The organism is Snodgrassella alvi (assembly GCF_002777745.1).
Taxonomy (GTDB): domain Bacteria; phylum Pseudomonadota; class Gammaproteobacteria; order Burkholderiales; family Neisseriaceae; genus Snodgrassella; species Snodgrassella alvi_D.
Genome location: NZ_MEIO01000030.1, coordinates 1 through 18,592, shown reverse-complemented (window position 1 = coordinate 18,592; position 18,592 = coordinate 1). Strand labels below are relative to the sequence as shown.

Annotated in this window: 11 protein-coding genes, 2 rRNA genes and 1 pseudogene; 4 read left to right on the top strand and 10 right to left on the bottom strand. The window is 41.0% G+C overall.

Features of this window, described 5'->3' with window-relative positions; all coding sequences use genetic code 11:
- Positions 1–141 precede the first annotated feature (141 nt).
- Positions 142–1,530, bottom strand: a complete 1,389-nt coding sequence (locus tag BHC51_RS04520) for an L-cystine transporter (protein ID WP_100099754.1) — start codon at positions 1,528–1,530, stop codon at positions 142–144.
- 269 nt (positions 1,531–1,799) lie between these two features.
- On the opposite strand from BHC51_RS04520, the gene thrB reads away from it, so the two are divergent.
- Positions 1,800–2,720 carry a homoserine kinase gene (gene thrB / locus BHC51_RS04515; RefSeq protein ID WP_100153428.1) on the top strand — a complete coding sequence of 307 codons (921 nt, stop codon included), beginning with the start codon at positions 1,800–1,802 and terminating at the stop codon, positions 2,718–2,720.
- 744 nt (positions 2,721–3,464) lie between these two features.
- Here thrB and BHC51_RS04510 read toward each other — a convergent pair.
- Both BHC51_RS04510 and BHC51_RS04505 read right to left on the bottom strand, forming a co-directional pair.
- Positions 3,465–6,029 carry an autotransporter outer membrane beta-barrel domain-containing protein gene (locus tag BHC51_RS04510; protein ID WP_143558767.1) on the bottom strand — a complete coding sequence of 855 codons (2,565 nt, stop codon included), beginning with the start codon at positions 6,027–6,029 and terminating at the stop codon, positions 3,465–3,467.
- 735 nt (positions 6,030–6,764) lie between these two features.
- A complete protein-coding gene (locus tag BHC51_RS04505) occupies positions 6,765–6,953 on the bottom strand; it encodes an SDR family NAD(P)-dependent oxidoreductase (RefSeq protein ID WP_100099748.1) in 189 nt (62 codons plus the stop codon).
- Between the two features lie 88 nt (positions 6,954–7,041).
- On the opposite strand from BHC51_RS04505, the gene BHC51_RS04500 reads away from it, so the two are divergent.
- Both BHC51_RS04500 and BHC51_RS04495 read left to right on the top strand, forming a co-directional pair.
- On the top strand, positions 7,042–7,383 hold the full coding sequence (locus BHC51_RS04500) for a winged helix-turn-helix transcriptional regulator (RefSeq protein ID WP_100099749.1): 342 nt from the start codon (positions 7,042–7,044) through the stop codon (positions 7,381–7,383).
- A 607-nt stretch (positions 7,384–7,990) separates the two neighbouring features.
- On the top strand, positions 7,991–10,372 hold the full coding sequence (locus tag BHC51_RS04495; protein ID WP_100153426.1) for a membrane-bound PQQ-dependent dehydrogenase, glucose/quinate/shikimate family: 2,382 nt from the start codon (positions 7,991–7,993) through the stop codon (positions 10,370–10,372).
- A 126-nt stretch (positions 10,373–10,498) separates the two neighbouring features.
- On the opposite strand, the gene leuS is transcribed toward BHC51_RS04495, so the two are convergent.
- The 5 genes and pseudogenes from leuS to BHC51_RS13430 form a co-directional block, all read right to left on the bottom strand.
- A complete protein-coding gene (gene leuS / locus BHC51_RS04490) occupies positions 10,499–13,138 on the bottom strand; it encodes a leucine--tRNA ligase (protein ID WP_100099755.1) in 2,640 nt (879 codons plus the stop codon).
- A gap of 349 nt (positions 13,139–13,487) precedes the next feature.
- Positions 13,488–15,245: a phosphoenolpyruvate--protein phosphotransferase gene (ptsP, locus tag BHC51_RS04485; protein ID WP_100153425.1), complete on the bottom strand. Its 1,758-nt coding sequence runs from the start codon at positions 15,243–15,245 to the stop codon at positions 13,488–13,490.
- Positions 15,245–15,514: an HPr family phosphocarrier protein gene (locus BHC51_RS04480; protein WP_100090554.1), complete on the bottom strand. Its 270-nt coding sequence runs from the start codon at positions 15,512–15,514 to the stop codon at positions 15,245–15,247. Before BHC51_RS04480 ends, ptsP begins: the two co-directional genes overlap by 1 nt.
- A 1-nt stretch (position 15,515) precedes the next feature.
- A complete protein-coding gene (locus BHC51_RS04475; protein ID WP_100124309.1) occupies positions 15,516–15,920 on the bottom strand; it encodes a PTS sugar transporter subunit IIA in 405 nt (134 codons plus the stop codon).
- A 558-nt stretch (positions 15,921–16,478) separates the two neighbouring features.
- Positions 16,479–16,692, bottom strand: a pseudogene (locus tag BHC51_RS13430) (transposase); the annotation flags it as partial.
- Positions 16,693–16,823: 131 nt separating this feature from the next.
- Here BHC51_RS13430 and trmL point away from each other — a divergent pair.
- Positions 16,824–17,306 carry a tRNA (uridine(34)/cytosine(34)/5-carboxymethylaminomethyluridine(34)-2'-O)-methyltransferase TrmL gene (trmL, locus tag BHC51_RS04470; protein WP_100123200.1) on the top strand — a complete coding sequence of 161 codons (483 nt, stop codon included), beginning with the start codon at positions 16,824–16,826 and terminating at the stop codon, positions 17,304–17,306.
- 152 nt (positions 17,307–17,458) lie between these two features.
- Here the strand turns inward: trmL and rrf are convergent.
- A 5S ribosomal RNA gene (gene rrf, locus BHC51_RS04465) occupies positions 17,459–17,571 on the bottom strand.
- Positions 17,572–17,678: 107 nt separating this feature from the next.
- Positions 17,679–18,592, bottom strand: a 23S ribosomal RNA gene (locus BHC51_RS04460); the annotation flags it as partial.

Below are 18,592 nucleotides of genomic sequence, written 5' to 3'. Positions count from 1 at the left end.
TTTTAACTGTCCTGTTTTATGGTCTGGACAACAACCGCAAGCCACTCAATTTACTCAGCCTCCGATCAAATAAAAAATCAGCCAGTCTGCTATTTCAGACTGGCGACAAGCTATAATAATTCTTACTTTAACATAAAACGATTACTGTACCGGTTCACTATGTTCATTATTATTGAATATTGTCTTATTAGTTTGATGCAGCCACTGACTAGTTAAAGTACCTGCGGTCATAGCACCGCTGACATTCAATGCCGTACGCCCCATATCAATCAATGGTTCAACAGAAATCAGCAAAGCAACCAGAGTAATCGGTAAACCCATTGCAGGTAATACAATCAGCGCAGCAAATGTAGCGCCACCTCCAACACCAGCCACGCCTACAGAACTAATGGTTACCATCCCCACCAGTGTTGCAATCCACCATGGATCCAGAGGATTAATACCCACAGTTGGCGCAATCATGGTTGCCAGCATAGCAGGATACAGGCCGGCACAGCCATTCTGGCCAATAGTAGCACCAAAAGAAGCAGCAAAACCGGCAATTGATCTCGGCACACCCAAACGCTGCGTCTGCACTTCAACATTAAGTGGGATAGAAGCTGCACTGGAACGGCTGGTAAACGCAAAAGTCAGTACTGGCCATACTTTCTGAAAATATTTGCCCGGATTGATACCAAATATTCCTAGTAACAAACCATGCACCATAAACATCAGTGCCAGTGCCAGATAAGATACTAATACAAAGCCACCCAGCTTGATAATATCCTGCATATTGGAAGCCGCCACTACCTTAGTCATTAAAGCCAGTACACCATAAGGTGTTAATAGCATCACTAGTCGCACTAGTTTCATTACCCAGCTTTGCAGAATATCAATTGCCATCAATACGCGTTCACCTTTAACAGCATCATCTTTCAATAATTTCAAAGCAGCCATACCCAAAAATGCAGCAAAAATCACCACACTGATAATAGAAGTTGGGTTAGCTCCTGTTAAATCGGCAAAAGGATTTTTCGGAATAAATGACAGTAACAGCTGTGGTACGCTTAAATCGGCCACCTTACCAACATAATTTGTCTGAATTGCATTGAAGCGCGCGGTTTCAGCATCACCCTGAATCAGTCCACTGGCAGTCAGTCCAAACAAACTGGTAAGCAGAGTACCAATCAGCGCGGCAATAGCTGTAGTAAGCAGCAATACTCCTATCGTCATCAGGCTGATTTTTCCAAGCTGAGTTGCATTATGTAGCCGTGCTACTGCACTTAAAATTGAAACAAACACTAGTGGCATTACCACCATTTGTAATAGCCGTACATAGCCATTACCAACAACGTCAAACCACTGCACAGAAGCATCAATCACTGGACTGGATGCGCCGTAAACGAATTGCAGCCCCAAACCAAATACAATACCCAGAATCATGCCCAATAATACTTTTCTGGACAAACTCCATTGAGTGGAATGCATACGGCTCAGCGCCCATAACAACAACGCGAACACTACTGTGTTCGCGAGCAAAGATAAATTCATTTTATACTCCTGCGCCAGCAACACTTCAGCCAGCATTTAATACATAGTGCAGCTCAAGGATACGTAAAAGCAACCAACTTGTGAAATAGCCCTTATGCATTCACTTATGCCTTTTTGTTATATGCATTAAGAATAAAAACAACATAATTTAGCTTAATACATTTGCCTGATAACAACATTTTTTTGTTATCATGCATTCGTTCTGGTTACCAGAATAAATATCCTGCTTCTTTCTATACCGTATATAACCTGTTTGATTGGTGACATCCATGTCTGTCTATACCAGCATTAATGATGATGAAATGCGCAGCTTTTTGCGAGATTATCACTTGGGTCGGCTTATTAGTTTGCAAGGTATCGCTCAGGGCGTTACCAACAGTAATTATTTTGTTACCACAACACAAGGACGTTATGTACTGACGGTATTTGAGGCCATGACTCAGGCTGAACTGCCTTTTTTTCTGGATTTAACCCAACACCTAAGTGCCAAGGGCGTGGCCTGCCCTGCCCCGATTGCACGAATTGATGGCCGTCTGGATAGTACACTGGTTGGCAAACCCGCCTGTCTGGTAACTTGTCTGTCAGGTAGTGACACCAGCAGCCCATCCAGACAACAATGTTTCAATACTGGTGCCATGCTGGCAAAAATGCATCAGGCTGGCACCAGCTTTCCATTAAAAATGAACAACCCGCGCTATACAATTTGGTGGCGCGAAGCCAGTATCCGGTTATCAAGATTTCTAGATGCCGAAGATAACCAGTTATTACAAGAAGAGATTGCTTTTTTTGATAAGAACGAACGCACTGATTTACCTAGTGGTATTATCCATGCTGATTTATTTCGCGATAATGTTTTACTAAATGGCGAACAAGTGGCTGGCTTTATAGATTTTTATTATGCATGTAACGGTAATTTCATGTATGACCTCGCCATTGCCGTAAATGACTGGGCACGGCGGGCAGACAATCATCTCGACTATACCCTGCAACAGGCATTTATAAATGGCTATGAAAGTATACGACCCCTCACCTCTGCCGAACGGGATTATTTCCCAGTTGCACAACGGGCTGCATGTATTCGTTTCTGGGTTTCCCGACTGCTTGATTACCATTTTCCACAAGTAGGAGAAATTACTTTTATCAAAGACCCAAACGCTTTCCGAGATTTATTACTGAATCTGAAAACTTAACAACTATTAATAATAGTAACTTAAATTGCCTTTGCACTGCCTCAGCATTCAACAGGATACATAGAAACTATTTAAGCCTCTTTTAGTTTCCGTTTACCTTAACATCAATATATGCAAACACGAGTAAGATAAAGCCTTAATAATACCTAGAGCATAAAATCCACCGAAATTTAGGTTATTTAATGCCAATAACAAACAATTATCTAAATCACTTTAATAATTCCGTTTCTTATTACAGATTAAGTGTATTTACCACCGCTATTTAGCTTATGCATTGCAAATAATCCCCATTTTTACAACCTAATTTATATTGCTAATTACAGGCAGTAACCATAATCTTCACCAGCTTATTTAATAAAAATAAAATATACTGATTGATACAGGCTTAGGCTAATCGTAGACATTTTCAGCAAGCATTTAAAACCCTACTGTCCTAATAATTCATTAATACCATTACTAATACTGGCTACTGATTTAACCAAAATTGATAATATACCCATTCATCAGCCTAAGAATAGTTCCGTGTAATCACAGAAAATCAGTCGAAATAATAATAAAATGTACCCATCAGCAATCATAGTTAAAGATATTTATTATCAATACTTCTTATCTAAGTATTTATATCAATAACAACAATATATAGTTTAAATTAACAAAGCAAGTTTAAAAAAATTTAAAAATCAATTTTGTCTAACGGCTTTAACTAAAACCCAGCCTTTTACAAGAAGTGAAGACTATTTAGAATTAAAAATCAAAACGATACCCTACATTTATTTGTTTTCGATCAAACCTGTTACCCAGTGAATAAGCCACGTCGCCATAAAAATTATGTTTTTGTTTCAACTGCACATTAATACCAATTCCGTTATCCCACCAGTGACCACCAAAATCATACTTTTCTCTGACAGCATGATTAAATGTATAAGATGTTTCACCACCAAATTCTTTCAGATAGCCTGTTTTAAAATAAATATCTATCGGATTGTTATTTGCCTGTATTGTGTAGCCTAAAATCATACTTGCACGTGCAATTAATGAATTATAGCTGCCCAACCTAGTTTTTAACCCATTAGTTGCATTAATCATCGCACCCTTTTGGTGTGAAAAAGTAACCTGAGCTTGAGGTTCTAAATACCATCCTTGTGCATTTTGCATTGCTGAAGATAGCTGAACACGTTTGCCAATTTCAGTTCCGATTGAAAAACCTTCAGTACTGCCATGACCTTTAACATGATAGCCACCACCAGTCAGACTATTAAATTTGTTAGACATATGCATATACTTTACTAAACCATCAACATAAAAGCCTGTTTGGCTTTGCACGGTAGAATAAAGTGCTACAGAATAACTCTTAGTATAGCCATCACCAACATTATGATTCACATCGCCTTTACTTAAACCACCCATAATACCGTAATAAATATCTTGATTATGGTTAGCCAGTTTTCGGTCAATACCGAATTGTAAGCCATAGTAACTCATATCAAAATTAGACAAACGTTTGTCATTAAACGAGCTTAATTTACCCGTATATACATGCCCCCATACTTCACCATCAATTGTATCGTTTGCTCGGATTTTGCCCATTCGTTGCAATAACGTTTGCGTTTCAACATAACTCATCAAATAATTTGAGTTAAGAATATTAGCTGCGTTCTGCGCAGTATGCGTTAATGATGGTTTTGGCGAAATTGGTTTATTTTGACCGCTATTATCATTTATGCCGCCGCTGTTATCGTTATTATTAGAAGCCACAGATCCTGATAGCACCCAGTCTTCAGTACCGGCACCATGACCATTACTAACTTTCGATAACGTATTAAATTGATATGCACCAATATCAAAAGACGGTGAAGACAAACCAAAATTAGCTCCACCACCTTCCGTTTCAACCAGCGTGAATTTCTCATTACCTGTTACAGCCGCCGCACCGGTTTTATCATCAGCAATAGTAATTTTATGATTGCCTATTGCTTGCCCTGAACCTGTAATTTTAAGTATGTCATTTGCAAAATTTTTACCAATTGCAGTTCGCATTTCAAAAATGCCATTACCAGCTAAAGAATTAGACCTTAATATCATCTGATTTGTGCCATTAAGAGCTGCTATAGAACCTAGAGCCGCATAGGTATAACCAAAACTTACTTTAGCATTATCACCGAGTATTAATGAATCAATACTCGAGCTGTTGGTCATTTTCCATTGACTAGCATTACCAGAAATTGCCAGATTAATTTCACCTTTATCTCTTGAATTAGACAGCGCATTATTTTCCATAGAGGTTAATAACATTGAACCATTAGCAAGATTAAAATTAACAACACCTTTAGTAAAAATGTCTTCACCGGCGATTAACCTACTTGCCGATGAATAAACATCACCTTCAATATCAGATTTGCCAACAATATCCACCACTCCAGCAAATGCTTCTATTGCATTATAATGTTGATTGTCTTTTGAAATTATCTTATTCTCATTTAAGCCACTATTAATCACTAATTTGCCATCTACTTGCTGCATACTAATCGACGCCCCATGATCAGTGGAAAGATCGACCCCATTCTCTAAATTAATAACGCTGCCACCATCAGCCACAAAATTGCCGCTGTTAAAAGGAATCTGGTCAAAGACAATCCCATGAGCGTTATTACCACCAGACATCTTGATAGTAACTTTATCCTTAAAAATTAATTTTGAACCTAACGCATTAGGATTATTATTCCTTTGAGCATAAATGCCATAACTATCCTGGCCTGAGGAAATAATTTTTACTTCTTTATTAAATGTACCTATTAATGAGGATGCTACCGAATTATTGTAAGTGCGAATGCCAATAAACTTACCGTTCTCTATACCAGTTATAGAAACCTTTTCGTGAAATACACCATCCCCTTTACTTGCTATATAAATACCTGAACCATCTTTCAGACTTATGTCCAGTTCGTTATTGGCAATAACCTTAGCTGATATGAAATACAAACCGTAAAAAGTATTATAATTCCCCGCTGCATTATTTCGAATAATAAACTTATCAGTACTACCAGTGTCACCAATAGCTAGCAACTTGCCATTTTTAGCACTAATCGCAATACCACCGCTATTCATATTAATGTGTGGTGCAGTAGCAAAAGTAGTTTTTATTTTCACGTCATCATCACTAGCAATAATACCCGTGTCGGTATAATTTTCTATATTAGAATCATCGATAATTATTGAGGCATTAGCGAACAAAGGGATTATAGATAACGTACCCACTGAAATTTTAAATAATAAAATATTTGAATTTACTTTTTTCATTAAATCAATCAAAACAAGAAACCATTAAACTTCTAAAAAAATTACATAAATCTTATAATTACCCATCAACACTAATTTATATAAAACAACATATAATCAAATATATGCTTACAATTGTATTGTATTGGCATACTAAATCTCCGATTTACCCTTATAAACATCTCCGTCATCTTTCCCCACATGAATTAATTAATATTGATTGTTAAATATTCCATACAGCAACATCAATGATTATTTATCATAAAATCATAAAGATAATTCATTAGCTGCCAGACAAACAGTGACTCTCACCATTTCTATCAGTCTACCCAAACACCCGAGTGGCACTAACTCATTAATTTTATAATTTAATTATTTTATTGCCTCTGAATCAGTAGTCTTCAAATTCATATGCGCTGACATATTTGCTGAATCTGGTAATAAACAATTGAAACGAATATTTCTGGATATCAATTTTCCTAACAGCGTCCTGACTAATGAACAAAGAACCACTTTACTCAACACATAGATACTACTTTGAGGCAAGGCGATTTTACTATTTATCGTAACCTACAAAATTACTGAGCTTAGGAAAGTAAAAGAATCTGACTCAGAAAAAATTCTTGATATTGATAGCCCCCGTCAAAACTATCCCATCCCAAGCAGTTATTGGCTGATGGATAAAATCCTGCCACATTGATATACAAAACATCTAATCTGAGCCAGATCTCAGTCAGATTTGCAGCAAAATACTACCGTTCTGCACAATTAAACGCATCGCATTAAAAAATTAATATATCTCCATCTAACTCTTTTTTTAGCTTCTAATAGCCTATTTTTATTTCTATCTGTGAAGGCTGCATTAGCACTCTCCGCTATCAATTCTCTGGCCATTTCCAGTCCTACCCCAGAGCTATCACCCGTAATGTGTGCATATTTGTCTTCTAACCCTTTCATATATTCCCCTTTCAAAGTTAAATTCAGTATAATTTAACCAGTTTACTTATGAAAGTAGGTACCAAATAGATACTATTGGAAAACATTTATGCAGATTGAAAACAATACAGATCAAAATCTTAACTGCCCAATGGTTAAATTCATCAATCTAATTTCAGGAAAATGGGCTATTCCCATCCTATATCGCTTAATCATCATTAATGAACCAATCCGTTTTGGTGAACTAAAACGCGCAATTTCCCCTATTACACAAAAAGAATTAACAAAACAACTAAGACTATTTGAACAAAAGGGATTGATTAGTAGAAAACTATATCCTGAAGTACCACCAAAAGTGGAATATCAGATAACAGAACTCGGTAAAACCTTAAAACCAGCCCTAAATTCTATAGCCAGCTGGATGAAACAACATGAAAAAGAGTTGCTCTAGCTAACTGACTGCTATTCAAATTATCAAATCATGCGATGTCTTTTCTTTAATTTAAAAATAACTACTTCTGTAAACTTATCAGCAGATATATCCCCTAAAATACATTTATATAGCATTTTAATCTTTTAATCACACATTCATGATTCTTGTCATCATTCATACAAAGATTAAACCGTGTGCTTTTCATAACATTAGCAGCTTTATTATCAAATATAAGTCTCACAGACAATTATGGTGTAGGTAGCAAAACACGACATATAATCATATTTAAATCATACTCTTGAACAATCCTACTGTAATTCCATTTAGAGACAACAATATAAATGCAACAATAGCAGAAAGATATATCCTAAAGAAATAAAACTTCTCATCATCACCTTAATATTCGTAGTAACCCTATTTATTAAAATAATTTATTAACAACAAAATAATTCACATAAATACTTAAAAACTTAACTTGTTATTAATAATATAAAAAATACAATAACAACAAATAGTTAATTTTTTAATATTCATTAAAACATCCATTTGCATAATCATTATTGCTGACTATAATCATTCCCATACTGCAAAGAAATTTTTATTAAAATCAACTTATAGAGGCAAAATGAACACACATAAATCAACTCATTCCGCCGCCAGCATCATTACTCAAATAATTCTATGGCTGACTACAACCTATCTGCTCATAGGAGGAATCTGGTTAATCTGTCTGGGCGGTTCACCTTTTTACACTATTCTCGCATTAGCACTAGGTCTGTTCACTTACCTGTATCAGCACAATTGGAGCAATACCCTGTGGTATTTTGCCACCATACTCATCGCAACACTCGGCTGGGGCTTATGGGAAGTCGGTACTGATTTCTGGGCACTGGCACCACGGTTTGATATACTGTTTCTCTTAGGCCTGTGGTTACTATTACCTTGGCCAACACACCAGTTAACCGCACAATACGGTGGTAAAACAGCCATTGCCATAACATTGATTACCATACTGGGCATCATGATTTACAGCATTAGTCACGACCCACAGGAAATCAATGGCACCATCACACGCACTCAGCCAACACCTGCGCTAGATAACCATGGTATTGCAGCAGAAGACTGGCCAGCTTATGGCCGCACTCAGAGTGGCACCCGTTATTCACCATTAACTCAGATTAATACCAGCAACGTTAATCAACTCAAAGTTGCCTGGATTTATCATACCGGTGATTTCAAAACCGATAATGATTCGGCCGAAACCACCAATGAGCTTACCCCAATCAAAATCGGCAACAAATTATTTATCTGTACACCGCATCAGTTTCTGGATGCGCTGGATGCCAGCACCGGTAAACGGTTATGGCGTTTTAATCCAAAATTGCGCAGTAATAAAACCTTTCAACATCTTACCTGTCGAGGTGTCAGCTACTATGCTGCTACAGCAGCAAACAACAGCGAAACCAAAGCATCAACCATATGCCCGCGAAAAATACTGTTACCAGTCAATGATGGTCGTTTAATTGCAGTTAATGCTGATAATGGCGAGAAATGCAAAGACTTCGGCAATCAGGGGGAAATCAACCTGCAAGCAAAAATGCCTTACGCATACCTTGGTGGCTACAATCCAACATCACCACCAGTAGTTACACCAAGCACCATTATTATCGGCGGTTCTGTGACCGATAACCTCTCCACCAAAGAACCTTCTGGTGTAATACGTGGTTATGACGTCAATAATGGTCAATTAAAATGGATATTTGATACCGGTGCTGAAAATCCAAATGCCATGCCGGGTGAAAACACCACTTTTGTGCATAACTCTCCCAATGCATGGGCACCATTGGCTTACGATCAGCAACGCAATATCGTTTATGTGCCCACCGGCGTGGGTACACCAGATATCTGGGGCGGCCATCGCGACAATCTGAAAGAGCGTTATGCCAATTCCATCGTGGCGCTAAATGCTTCTACTGGTCAACTTCTGTGGCACTACCAGACAACTCATCATGATTTATGGGATATGGATGTACCGGCACAACCTTCACTAATGGATCTCATCCTGCCATCCGGAAAACAGATTCCGGCTATTTATGTTCTCACCAAAACCGGTAATATTTTTGTGCTCAATAGAGAAACCGGCAAAACCATTGTACCGGTAACGGAAAAACCGGTACCCCAAACCATAAAACATGGTAACCCCACACAAGGTGAACACTATTCGCCCACTCAGCCATTTTCAGCTCTGAGTCTGACGCCAACAGGCAAACTCACCGATAAAGATATGTGGGGAGCAACCATGTTTGACCAGCTCATTTGCCGTATTCAGTTTAAACGTCTGAATTATGATGGCATCTATACCCCCCCTTCTGAAAATGGCACACTGGTTTTCCCGGGAAATCTAGGGGTATTTGAATGGGGTGGCATATCCGTGAATCAGGATCGCCAAATTGCATTAATGAATCCGATAGGCTTGCCATTTGTTTCCCGCCTCATTCCCACCAATCCAGACAGAGCGCAACAGAAACAAGGTGCCGGTACTGAAAATGGCATGCAACCAATGTATGGTGCGCCTTATGGTGTCGAGATCAGCCCTTTCCTGTCACCACTAGGCCTACCCTGTAAACAACCATCATGGGGCTTTGTCGCCGGTGTAGATTTACAAAACAATCAGGTAGTGTGGAAAAAACGTATCGGTACCATACGCGATAGCCTGCCAAAATTATTCGAATTACCGCCATTAAAAATCGGTGTACCCGGCTTAGGTGGTTCAATATCCACAGCTGGTAATATTATGTTTGTCAGCGCCACTCAGGACGACTACCTGCGCGCCTACGACACCAGCAATGGTCACCTGCTATGGGAAGCTCGCCTACCTGCCGGCGGTCAGGCAACGCCCATGACTTACGCAGTTAATGGCAAACAATATGTAGTACAAATGGCAGGTGGTCATGCTTCATTTGGTACCAAAATGGGCGACTACCTAATTGCTTATGCCCTACCCTAAGTTATCATGCATATGGATGACAAATTAACTATCTCCATTTACTTTTAACTCAACCTCCATTTATAAAAGCAACAAAAAAAGACATGTTTAACAACATGTCTTTTTTACTTCCTGTCTCAGTGATAATCAGACAACAATATTCACCAGACGTTTTGGTACCACAATCACCTTTTTCGGTGTTTTGCCGTCAACAAATCGTTGTACAGTTGGGTCTGCCAGCGCTACAGCCTGTGCTTCATCATTACTGATATCAGCCGCAACCGTAATCTGTCCGCGCAGCTTCCCATTTACCTGTACCATCAAAGTAATTTCATCCTGCACCAGCGCAGCGTCATCTACACAAGGCCATGCAGCATCCCATAAAGTTTGCTGCGGGCACAATTCATTCCATAACGTCTCACACACATGTGGCACAATTGGCCATAACAGACGTAATACCGATTCCAGCACTTCTTGTGCTACAGCTCGTCCCTGCTCAGAACTACAATCAGTACGATCATACTGATTCAACATTTCCATCACCGCAGCAATCGCCGTATTGAATTGCTGGCGGCGACCATAATCATCCGTCACCTTAGCAATCGTACTGTGCAATTTTAGACGCAACGCCTTCAACTCAGATGACAGCCCATCCTGATTACCCGCAAACGCCGTTACACTTGCACCCTGCTGCAAATAATCATACACAGTACGCCATAAACGACGCAGGAAGCGATGAGCACCATCGACACCAGCATCCGACCACTCCAGAGACTGCTCAGGTGGCGCAGCAAACATCATAAACAAACGTGCAGTATCAGCACCATAACGATCAATCAGCTCCTGCGGATCTACACCATTATTCTTCGATTTAGACATCTTCTCAATGCCACCAATACAAACCGGCTTACCATCCGCTTTCAAAGTTGCAGCCAGAGGTCTGCCCTTATCATCGCGCTGTAAATCAACATCCTGTGGTGCAATCCATTCCTTACTGCCATTAGCCCCTTCACGGTAATACGTTTCACAGACCACCATCCCCTGAGTAAGCAAACGCGCAAATGGTTCATCAACATTCAGCAGACCTTCATCCCGCATCAGCTTAGTAAAGAAGCGTGCATACAACAGATGCAAAATAGCGTGCTCAATCCCACCGATATACTGGTCAGCATTCATCCAGTAATTGGCTGCTTCCTTATCCACCATAGCAGTATCACATTGTGGCGAAGCATAACGCACTGCATACCAACTGGATTCAACAAATGTATCCATCGTATCTGTTTCACGGCGGGCAGGTTTACCACAAGACGGGCAGCTAGTTTCATAAAACTCTGGCATTCTGCTCAGCGGAGAACCTGCGCCATCCGGCACCACATTTTCAGGCAACACAACAGGTAACTGCGTTTCTGGCACAGTCACATCACCACAATCATCACAGTGAATAATCGGAATCGGACAACCCCAGTAACGCTGGCGTGAGATACCCCAGTCACGCAGACGATATTGCGTTTTCGGTGCCCCAGCATTCTTAGCCTGTAAAATCTCACCTACCCGTTCGAAAGCAGCATGAAAATCCAGACCATTCAGTTCATCACTGTTAATGCACTGCGTCTGCTCCTTACTGCCATACCATTCCTGCCATGCCTGCGTACTAAATTCATCAGCAGCCTGAGTAGATGCAATAACCTGCTTAATCGGCAACTGATATTTAGTAGCAAACTCAAAATCACGTTCATCATGAGCCGGCACCGCCATTACCGCACCATCACCGTAGCCCCACAGTACGTAATTGGCTACCCACACCGGCAGCACATCTCCATTCAACGGATTAATGGCAAAGCGTCCGGTAGGCATACCCTTTTTCTCCATCGTAGCCATATCTGCTTCTGCCACCGAACCCGCCTTGCATTCAGCGACAAACTGCTGTAACTCGGCATTATTAGACGCTGCCGCTGTAGCCAGAGGATGTTCCGCTGCGACAGCAACATAAGTCGCCCCCATCAGCGTATCTGGACGCGTAGTGTATACCTGTACAAAATCAGCATATTCACCGGTTAAACCCGTTTTACTGTCTTCAGTCAGCGCAAAACGCACCTGCATACCACGTGATTTGCCGATCCAGTTGCGCTGCATCGTCTTAACCTGTTCCGGCCAGTGTTCCAGCGTGTCCAAACCATTAAGCAATTCCTCGGCGTAATCCGTAATCTTGAAGTAATACATCGGGATTTCGCGTTTTTCCACAATGGCACCAGAGCGCCAGCCACGACCATCTACAACCTGCTCATTGGCCAGCACAGTCTGATCCACCGGATCCCAGTTAACCGTACCGTTTTTCTTGTAAATAATGCCCTTCTGGAACAAACGCACAAACAGCCACTGTTCCCAACGATAATATTCCGGCGTACAGGTCGCAATTTCCCGCTCCCAGTCAATGGCAAAGCCCAGACTCTGCAACTGCTTTTTCATATAAGCAATATTGTCGTAAGTCCATTGTGCCGGTGCCACCTGATGCTTCATGGCCGCATTTTCAGCTGGCAAACCAAATGCATCCCAGCCCATTGGTTGCATCACATTAAAACCATTCAGCAGACGATAACGGCTCAATACGTCACCAATCGTATAGTTACGTACATGCCCCATGTGTAACTTACCTGACGGATAAGGAAACATCGACAAACAATAATATTTTGGTTTAGGGCTAAAATCTTCAGCGTTAAATAAACGGTATTCCTGCCAGCGCGTTTGTGCAGCCGGTTCAATTTTCTCGGGACAGTAATGTTCTTGCATCATGAATCATCAATTTATTGTATAAAAATAGACTAGTATTATAACAGTTTACTCAAGACACCAGCCTGCAATTAATCATTCTGGTAACTCGGTTAAACAGACCAGTACACCAATTCCACAATAACATACTGCACATTCAGCCAAATCATAAAATTTATACATATGACATAACAGTAAACAAATAAAAAAACCACCGATACCAAGGGAGAGAATATCGGTGGACAATTTGCGGGAAAACACTAATTTCTCAATACTGACTGTCAGGCAACAACAATATTGATAAATTAATTATATAAAGATAACCATTAAACGCAGTTAAACTGTGCTAAGTCAGACAAAACAATTTATGTCAATCCACAGAATCAGCCAATTCATGTGAAGAATTAAATTTTTTCATTAGTTTTAATGCCTTATCTGGATCATCATTGCGTAATATCTTTTGCACCTCAGTTTCCAGCGTCAGCAAATCACTCTGAATAATCTGATTTTTTACCGCCAGAATATTATTTGCATTCATCGAAAACCGGCGTAATCCCATCGCCATCAACAACCGCGTATACTGAACATCACCAGCCATTTCACCACAAATTGACACCGGCTTATTCAAACGCGCTGCGGTACGGATAATATGCAATAACAACTTCAATACTGCCGGATGTCCCGGCTGATATAAATAACTCACACTTTCATCATTCCGGTCAGCCGCCAGCGTATATTGAATCAGATCATTAGTACCAACCGAAATAAAATCAATCAATTTCAGAATAGAATTAACCGTCAACGCAGCCGATGGAATCTCCACCATTGCACCAACCTGAATATTCTCATCAAATTCTGCAAAACGGTCGCGTAATTGCTGTTTAGCCATATTTAGATGCGCTAAGCACTGCTGTATTTCCGTCACCGAAGAAATCATTGGCCACATCATACGCACAGTTCCGAGAGCAGCTGCTCGCATAATTGCCCTCATCTGGGTACGAAACATAACTGGTTCTGCCAAACACAAACGGATACCGGTTAAACCCAAAGCCGGATTCATAGCGTGGCTGGAACCAAACCAACGTGGGTTTTTATCCACACCCAAATCAATAGTACGTATAGTTAATGGCTTACCCTTCAGCTTTTTAACCACATCAGCATACTCCGCATACAACTCATCTTCTGTAGGCAACGCATCCCGATTCAAATAAAAAAACTCACTGCGATACAAACCAATACCATCAATACCTAAATTATTCAATGCTTTAATATCATTAGCACTTTCAATATTACCCAGCAATTCGATATTGATTCCGTCCAGCGTAGTTGCAGCCGTATTTTTAAGTTTATTTAATTGTCGCTTCAAACTGCGAAATTCACGCAAACGGCGCCGATATTCCTTTAAAATAACATTATCAGGCGCAATAATAACCACGCCCATTGTACCATCTACAATAATCAGCTCATCTTCATTAATCAATTCCCGCGCATAGCCCAGCGCAATCACAGATGGTATATCCAGACTTCGACCTAAAATCGCCGTATGACTGGTTGGCCCGCCAGCATCAGTAACAAAAGCCGCAATGCGGCTGTCTTTAAAAAAAACTGTATCTGCCGGCGATAAATCATGAGCAACCAGAATCGTATCTTCTTCAAAATCCTCAGCTTCAGCAACAACCTCAGTAGACAGACCAATCAGATTCTTAAAAATCCGTTCAACTACTTGCAGCATATCCTGCTTGCGTGCACGAAGGTAATTATCTTCAATTGCATCAAATTGCTCCGCTAGCTTATCTGTTTGCAACTTTAATGCCCATTCAGCATTAACACTTTTCTCCTCAATAATATCAACAGGCTCTCTGGACAGACTCACATCCCCGACCAGCATCAGATGCAGAGAAATAAAAGCCCCCAGCTCTGAAGGTGCATTTTGTGGAATATCTGCACGCAACTGCTCTAACTGACGGCGAGTCGTCTTAATCGCTTGCTCATAACGGGCAACTTCTGCTGGTATTTCTTCAATTGACAACTCACGATGGGGGACATCATCCATACCTCTCACCACCAGATGAGCTCGACCAATCGCTACGCCGGCACCTACTGCCACACCATGCAGCACAATACACATTATTCGTCTTCACCAAAATAATTATTAATCAGCTCAACCAGCGCCTGCATTGCCTGACTTTCATCTACACCGTCAGTTTCCAGCTCAATTACACTACCCTGAGCAGCAGCAAGCATCATCAGCCCCATAATACTCTTACCATTCACTCGGCGGTCTTTGCGCGTTACCCATACCTCACATTGAAAACGGCTGGCCACCTGCGTAAACCTGTTCGAAGCACGTGCATGCAAACCAAGCTTATTAACGATCTCAATTTCCTTTTTTATCATGTCACAGCTCATCCTGATTAGAAATAGTCATAATGCCTGCAATAGCAGCTGCTTTAACTTCTTCAGCAAATTTATGCACATCATCCGCTTTAGCAAAATTTTGTAGTGCCTTAACCAACATCGGAGCATTAAGTCCAGTGAGCAGAATAACATTGTCACGCTTAATCATCCGGCATACCAAATTACACGGCGTAGCACCAAAGATATCCGTCAGAATAAGCACACCATGGCCGAAATCCAGAGCAGCAAGCTTTTCAACTACCTCTATATGTATACTTTCAAGTGAATCACTACTACGTACCCCAATTAAAGAAACTTTATCAGGCACAGAACCAAAAATATGCTGAATCAACTGCATATTTGCCTGTCCTACGGTCTCATGGGTAACAATCATCAAACCTATCATTGTATTACCTATTACTATTACAGCATCAAGTGTACCCAATAATCCCGTTTAAAGAGAAATAATCGCACGACTTACCGCTGACCAACAAACAATTAATTAAAATTCCAACCCCAAGTCCCCAGACAAAACTTATCATATTTGTCATGTAGTAGGAAGAAAGATATTAGAACAAATGATATTAGTTTCAAATTGACTGTGTAAAATTGGACAACACTCCCCTTATTTATTAGAAACTGATAACTTTTCTGGGCTTCGTGGAGATATACGTTTTTTATGCTTACCCTTGAGATTGAACTGTAATTGGCAATATATTCGATAAATACGTTTATGATTCTATTTATAACCGAACTTTCTGATACTGTTAAAACACTTAGGAAAGTTCCAGCATAAATACCTATCCGTGATAGCACTTAGTACCGACATCATCACCGAATCATCCAGTAACTTTGGTTGATCACAGCTGTTTAAGCCACCAATAGCGCAGCTCATGGCAATAGTAATAGAATGATTTTATTGCAGTTGCACAGCCCAGACTTTACTGCTGGAGTGAGATTTTAAACTCAGTTCAGCAAACATCTGCATAAGCTTACGATTTTCAGCTTCCAGTTCCTTTAAGCGTTTGATATCTGAGATTTCCATATCACCATATTTATCACGTCATTTATAAAAAGTTGAATTGCCCATACCATATTTACAGCAAAGTTCTTTGACGGAAACCGGCTTCAGCTTCTTTTAAAATAGCTACGATCTGATGTTCAGTCATTTTTTTCATGTTTAAATCCTCAGTGAGTTAATAAAGAGAATTTTCTACTTTTATGCTGTACTATTTCAGGGAGTAGTTATACTTTATAAGTTATCCCATCTGCTATACACTAAAGCCCTTTGCATAAAGAAGCTAACAGAATGCCTCTTCATATAGCCCTCTACCAGCCTCAAATCCCTGCCAATACTGGTAATATCGCCCGTACCTGTGCCGGTACTCATACCAGCTTGCATCTTATTCATCCACTGGGCTTTTCTACTGATGATAAAATGCTCAAACGTGCAGGTTTGGATTACTGGCCTTATGTAGACATCCACTACCACGATAGTCTAGAGGCCTTTATAGAGATGACAGAAGCACAAGCTCAAGCACAGGTATATTTAATAGAAACATATGGTACACGCAACTATACCGAATTCGATTTCAGCAATAGCTCGCAAGAGATTTACTTCTTATTCGGCCGCGAAACCACTGGCCTACCTGCCGACTTCGCTCAGGCACGCTCCAGTAACTGCCTGCGTATCCCTCAGTCTGAGCATATCCGCTCTCTCAACCTCTCCAATGCCGCAGCTATCGTACTGTATGAAGCATTACGACAGCAGGGGTTTAAGGGAGTCAAATAATTAATTGTTGTTATTATAATGTACGCAGCTGCACAAACAGCAGTCACACGGCTGCTGTTCTGCTCCCTCACTACATCTCTCCCCTCTCACGCTATCTCACGCACATAGCAAAGAACCCAGTTGATCTCTCAACTGGGTTCTTCTTATGGGGAGTCTGGCGGTGTCCTACTTTCACATGGGTATCCATACTATCATCGGCGCTAGGTCGTTTCACGGTCCTGTTCGGGATGGGAAGGCGTGGGACCAACCCGCTATGGCCGCCAGACATTAAACTGTCAAATCAGAAAGCCTTAATCTTGGTGATGTGTATTCATCAGTAAGCTTTATCATTCATTCTGTACATATCTTTATGTACGAAGTCCTTCAAATGATAGAGTCAAGCCTCACGAGCAATTAGTATCGGTTAGCTGCAAGTGTTACCACTCTTCCACACCCGACCTATCAACGTCCTGGTCTCGAACGTCTCTTCAGAGGGATTTAATCCCTAGGGAAGTCTCATCTTCAGGCGAGTTTCACGCTTAGATGCTTTCAGCGTTTATCTCTTCCGAACTTAGCTACCCGGCGATGCGACTGGCGTCACAACCGGTACACCAGAGGTTCGTCCACTCCGGTCCTCTCGTACTAGGAGCAGCCCCCGTCAAACTTCCAACGCCCACTGCAGATAGGGACCAAACTGTCTCACGACGTTTTAAACCCAGCTCACGTACCACTTTAAATGGCGAACAGCCATACCCTTGGGACCGACTACAGCCCCAGGATGTGATGAGCCGACATCGAGGTGCCAAACTCCGCCGTCGATATGAACTCTTGGGCGGAATCAGCCTGTTATCCCCGGAGTACCTTTTATCCGTTGAGCGATGGCCCTTCCATTCAGAACCACCGGATCACTATGTCCTGCTTTCGCACCTGCTCGACTTGTCGGTCTCGCAGTTAAGCTACCTTGTGCCATTGTACTATCAGTCCGATTTCCGACCGGACCTAGGTAACCTTCGAACTCCTCCGTTACTCTTTGGGAGGAGACCGCCCCAGTCAAACTGCCTACCATGCACGGTCCCCGATCCAGATAATGGATCCGGGTTAGAACCTCAAAGTCACCAGGGTGGTATTTCAAGGACGGCTCCACAGATACTAGCGTTTCTGCTTCTTAGCCTCCCACCTATCCTACACAAGTGACTTCAAAGTCCAATGCAAAGCTACAGTAAAGGTTCACGGGGTCTTTCCGTCTAGCAGCGGGGAGATTGCATCTTCACAACCATTTCAACTTCGCTGAGTCTCAGGAGGAGACA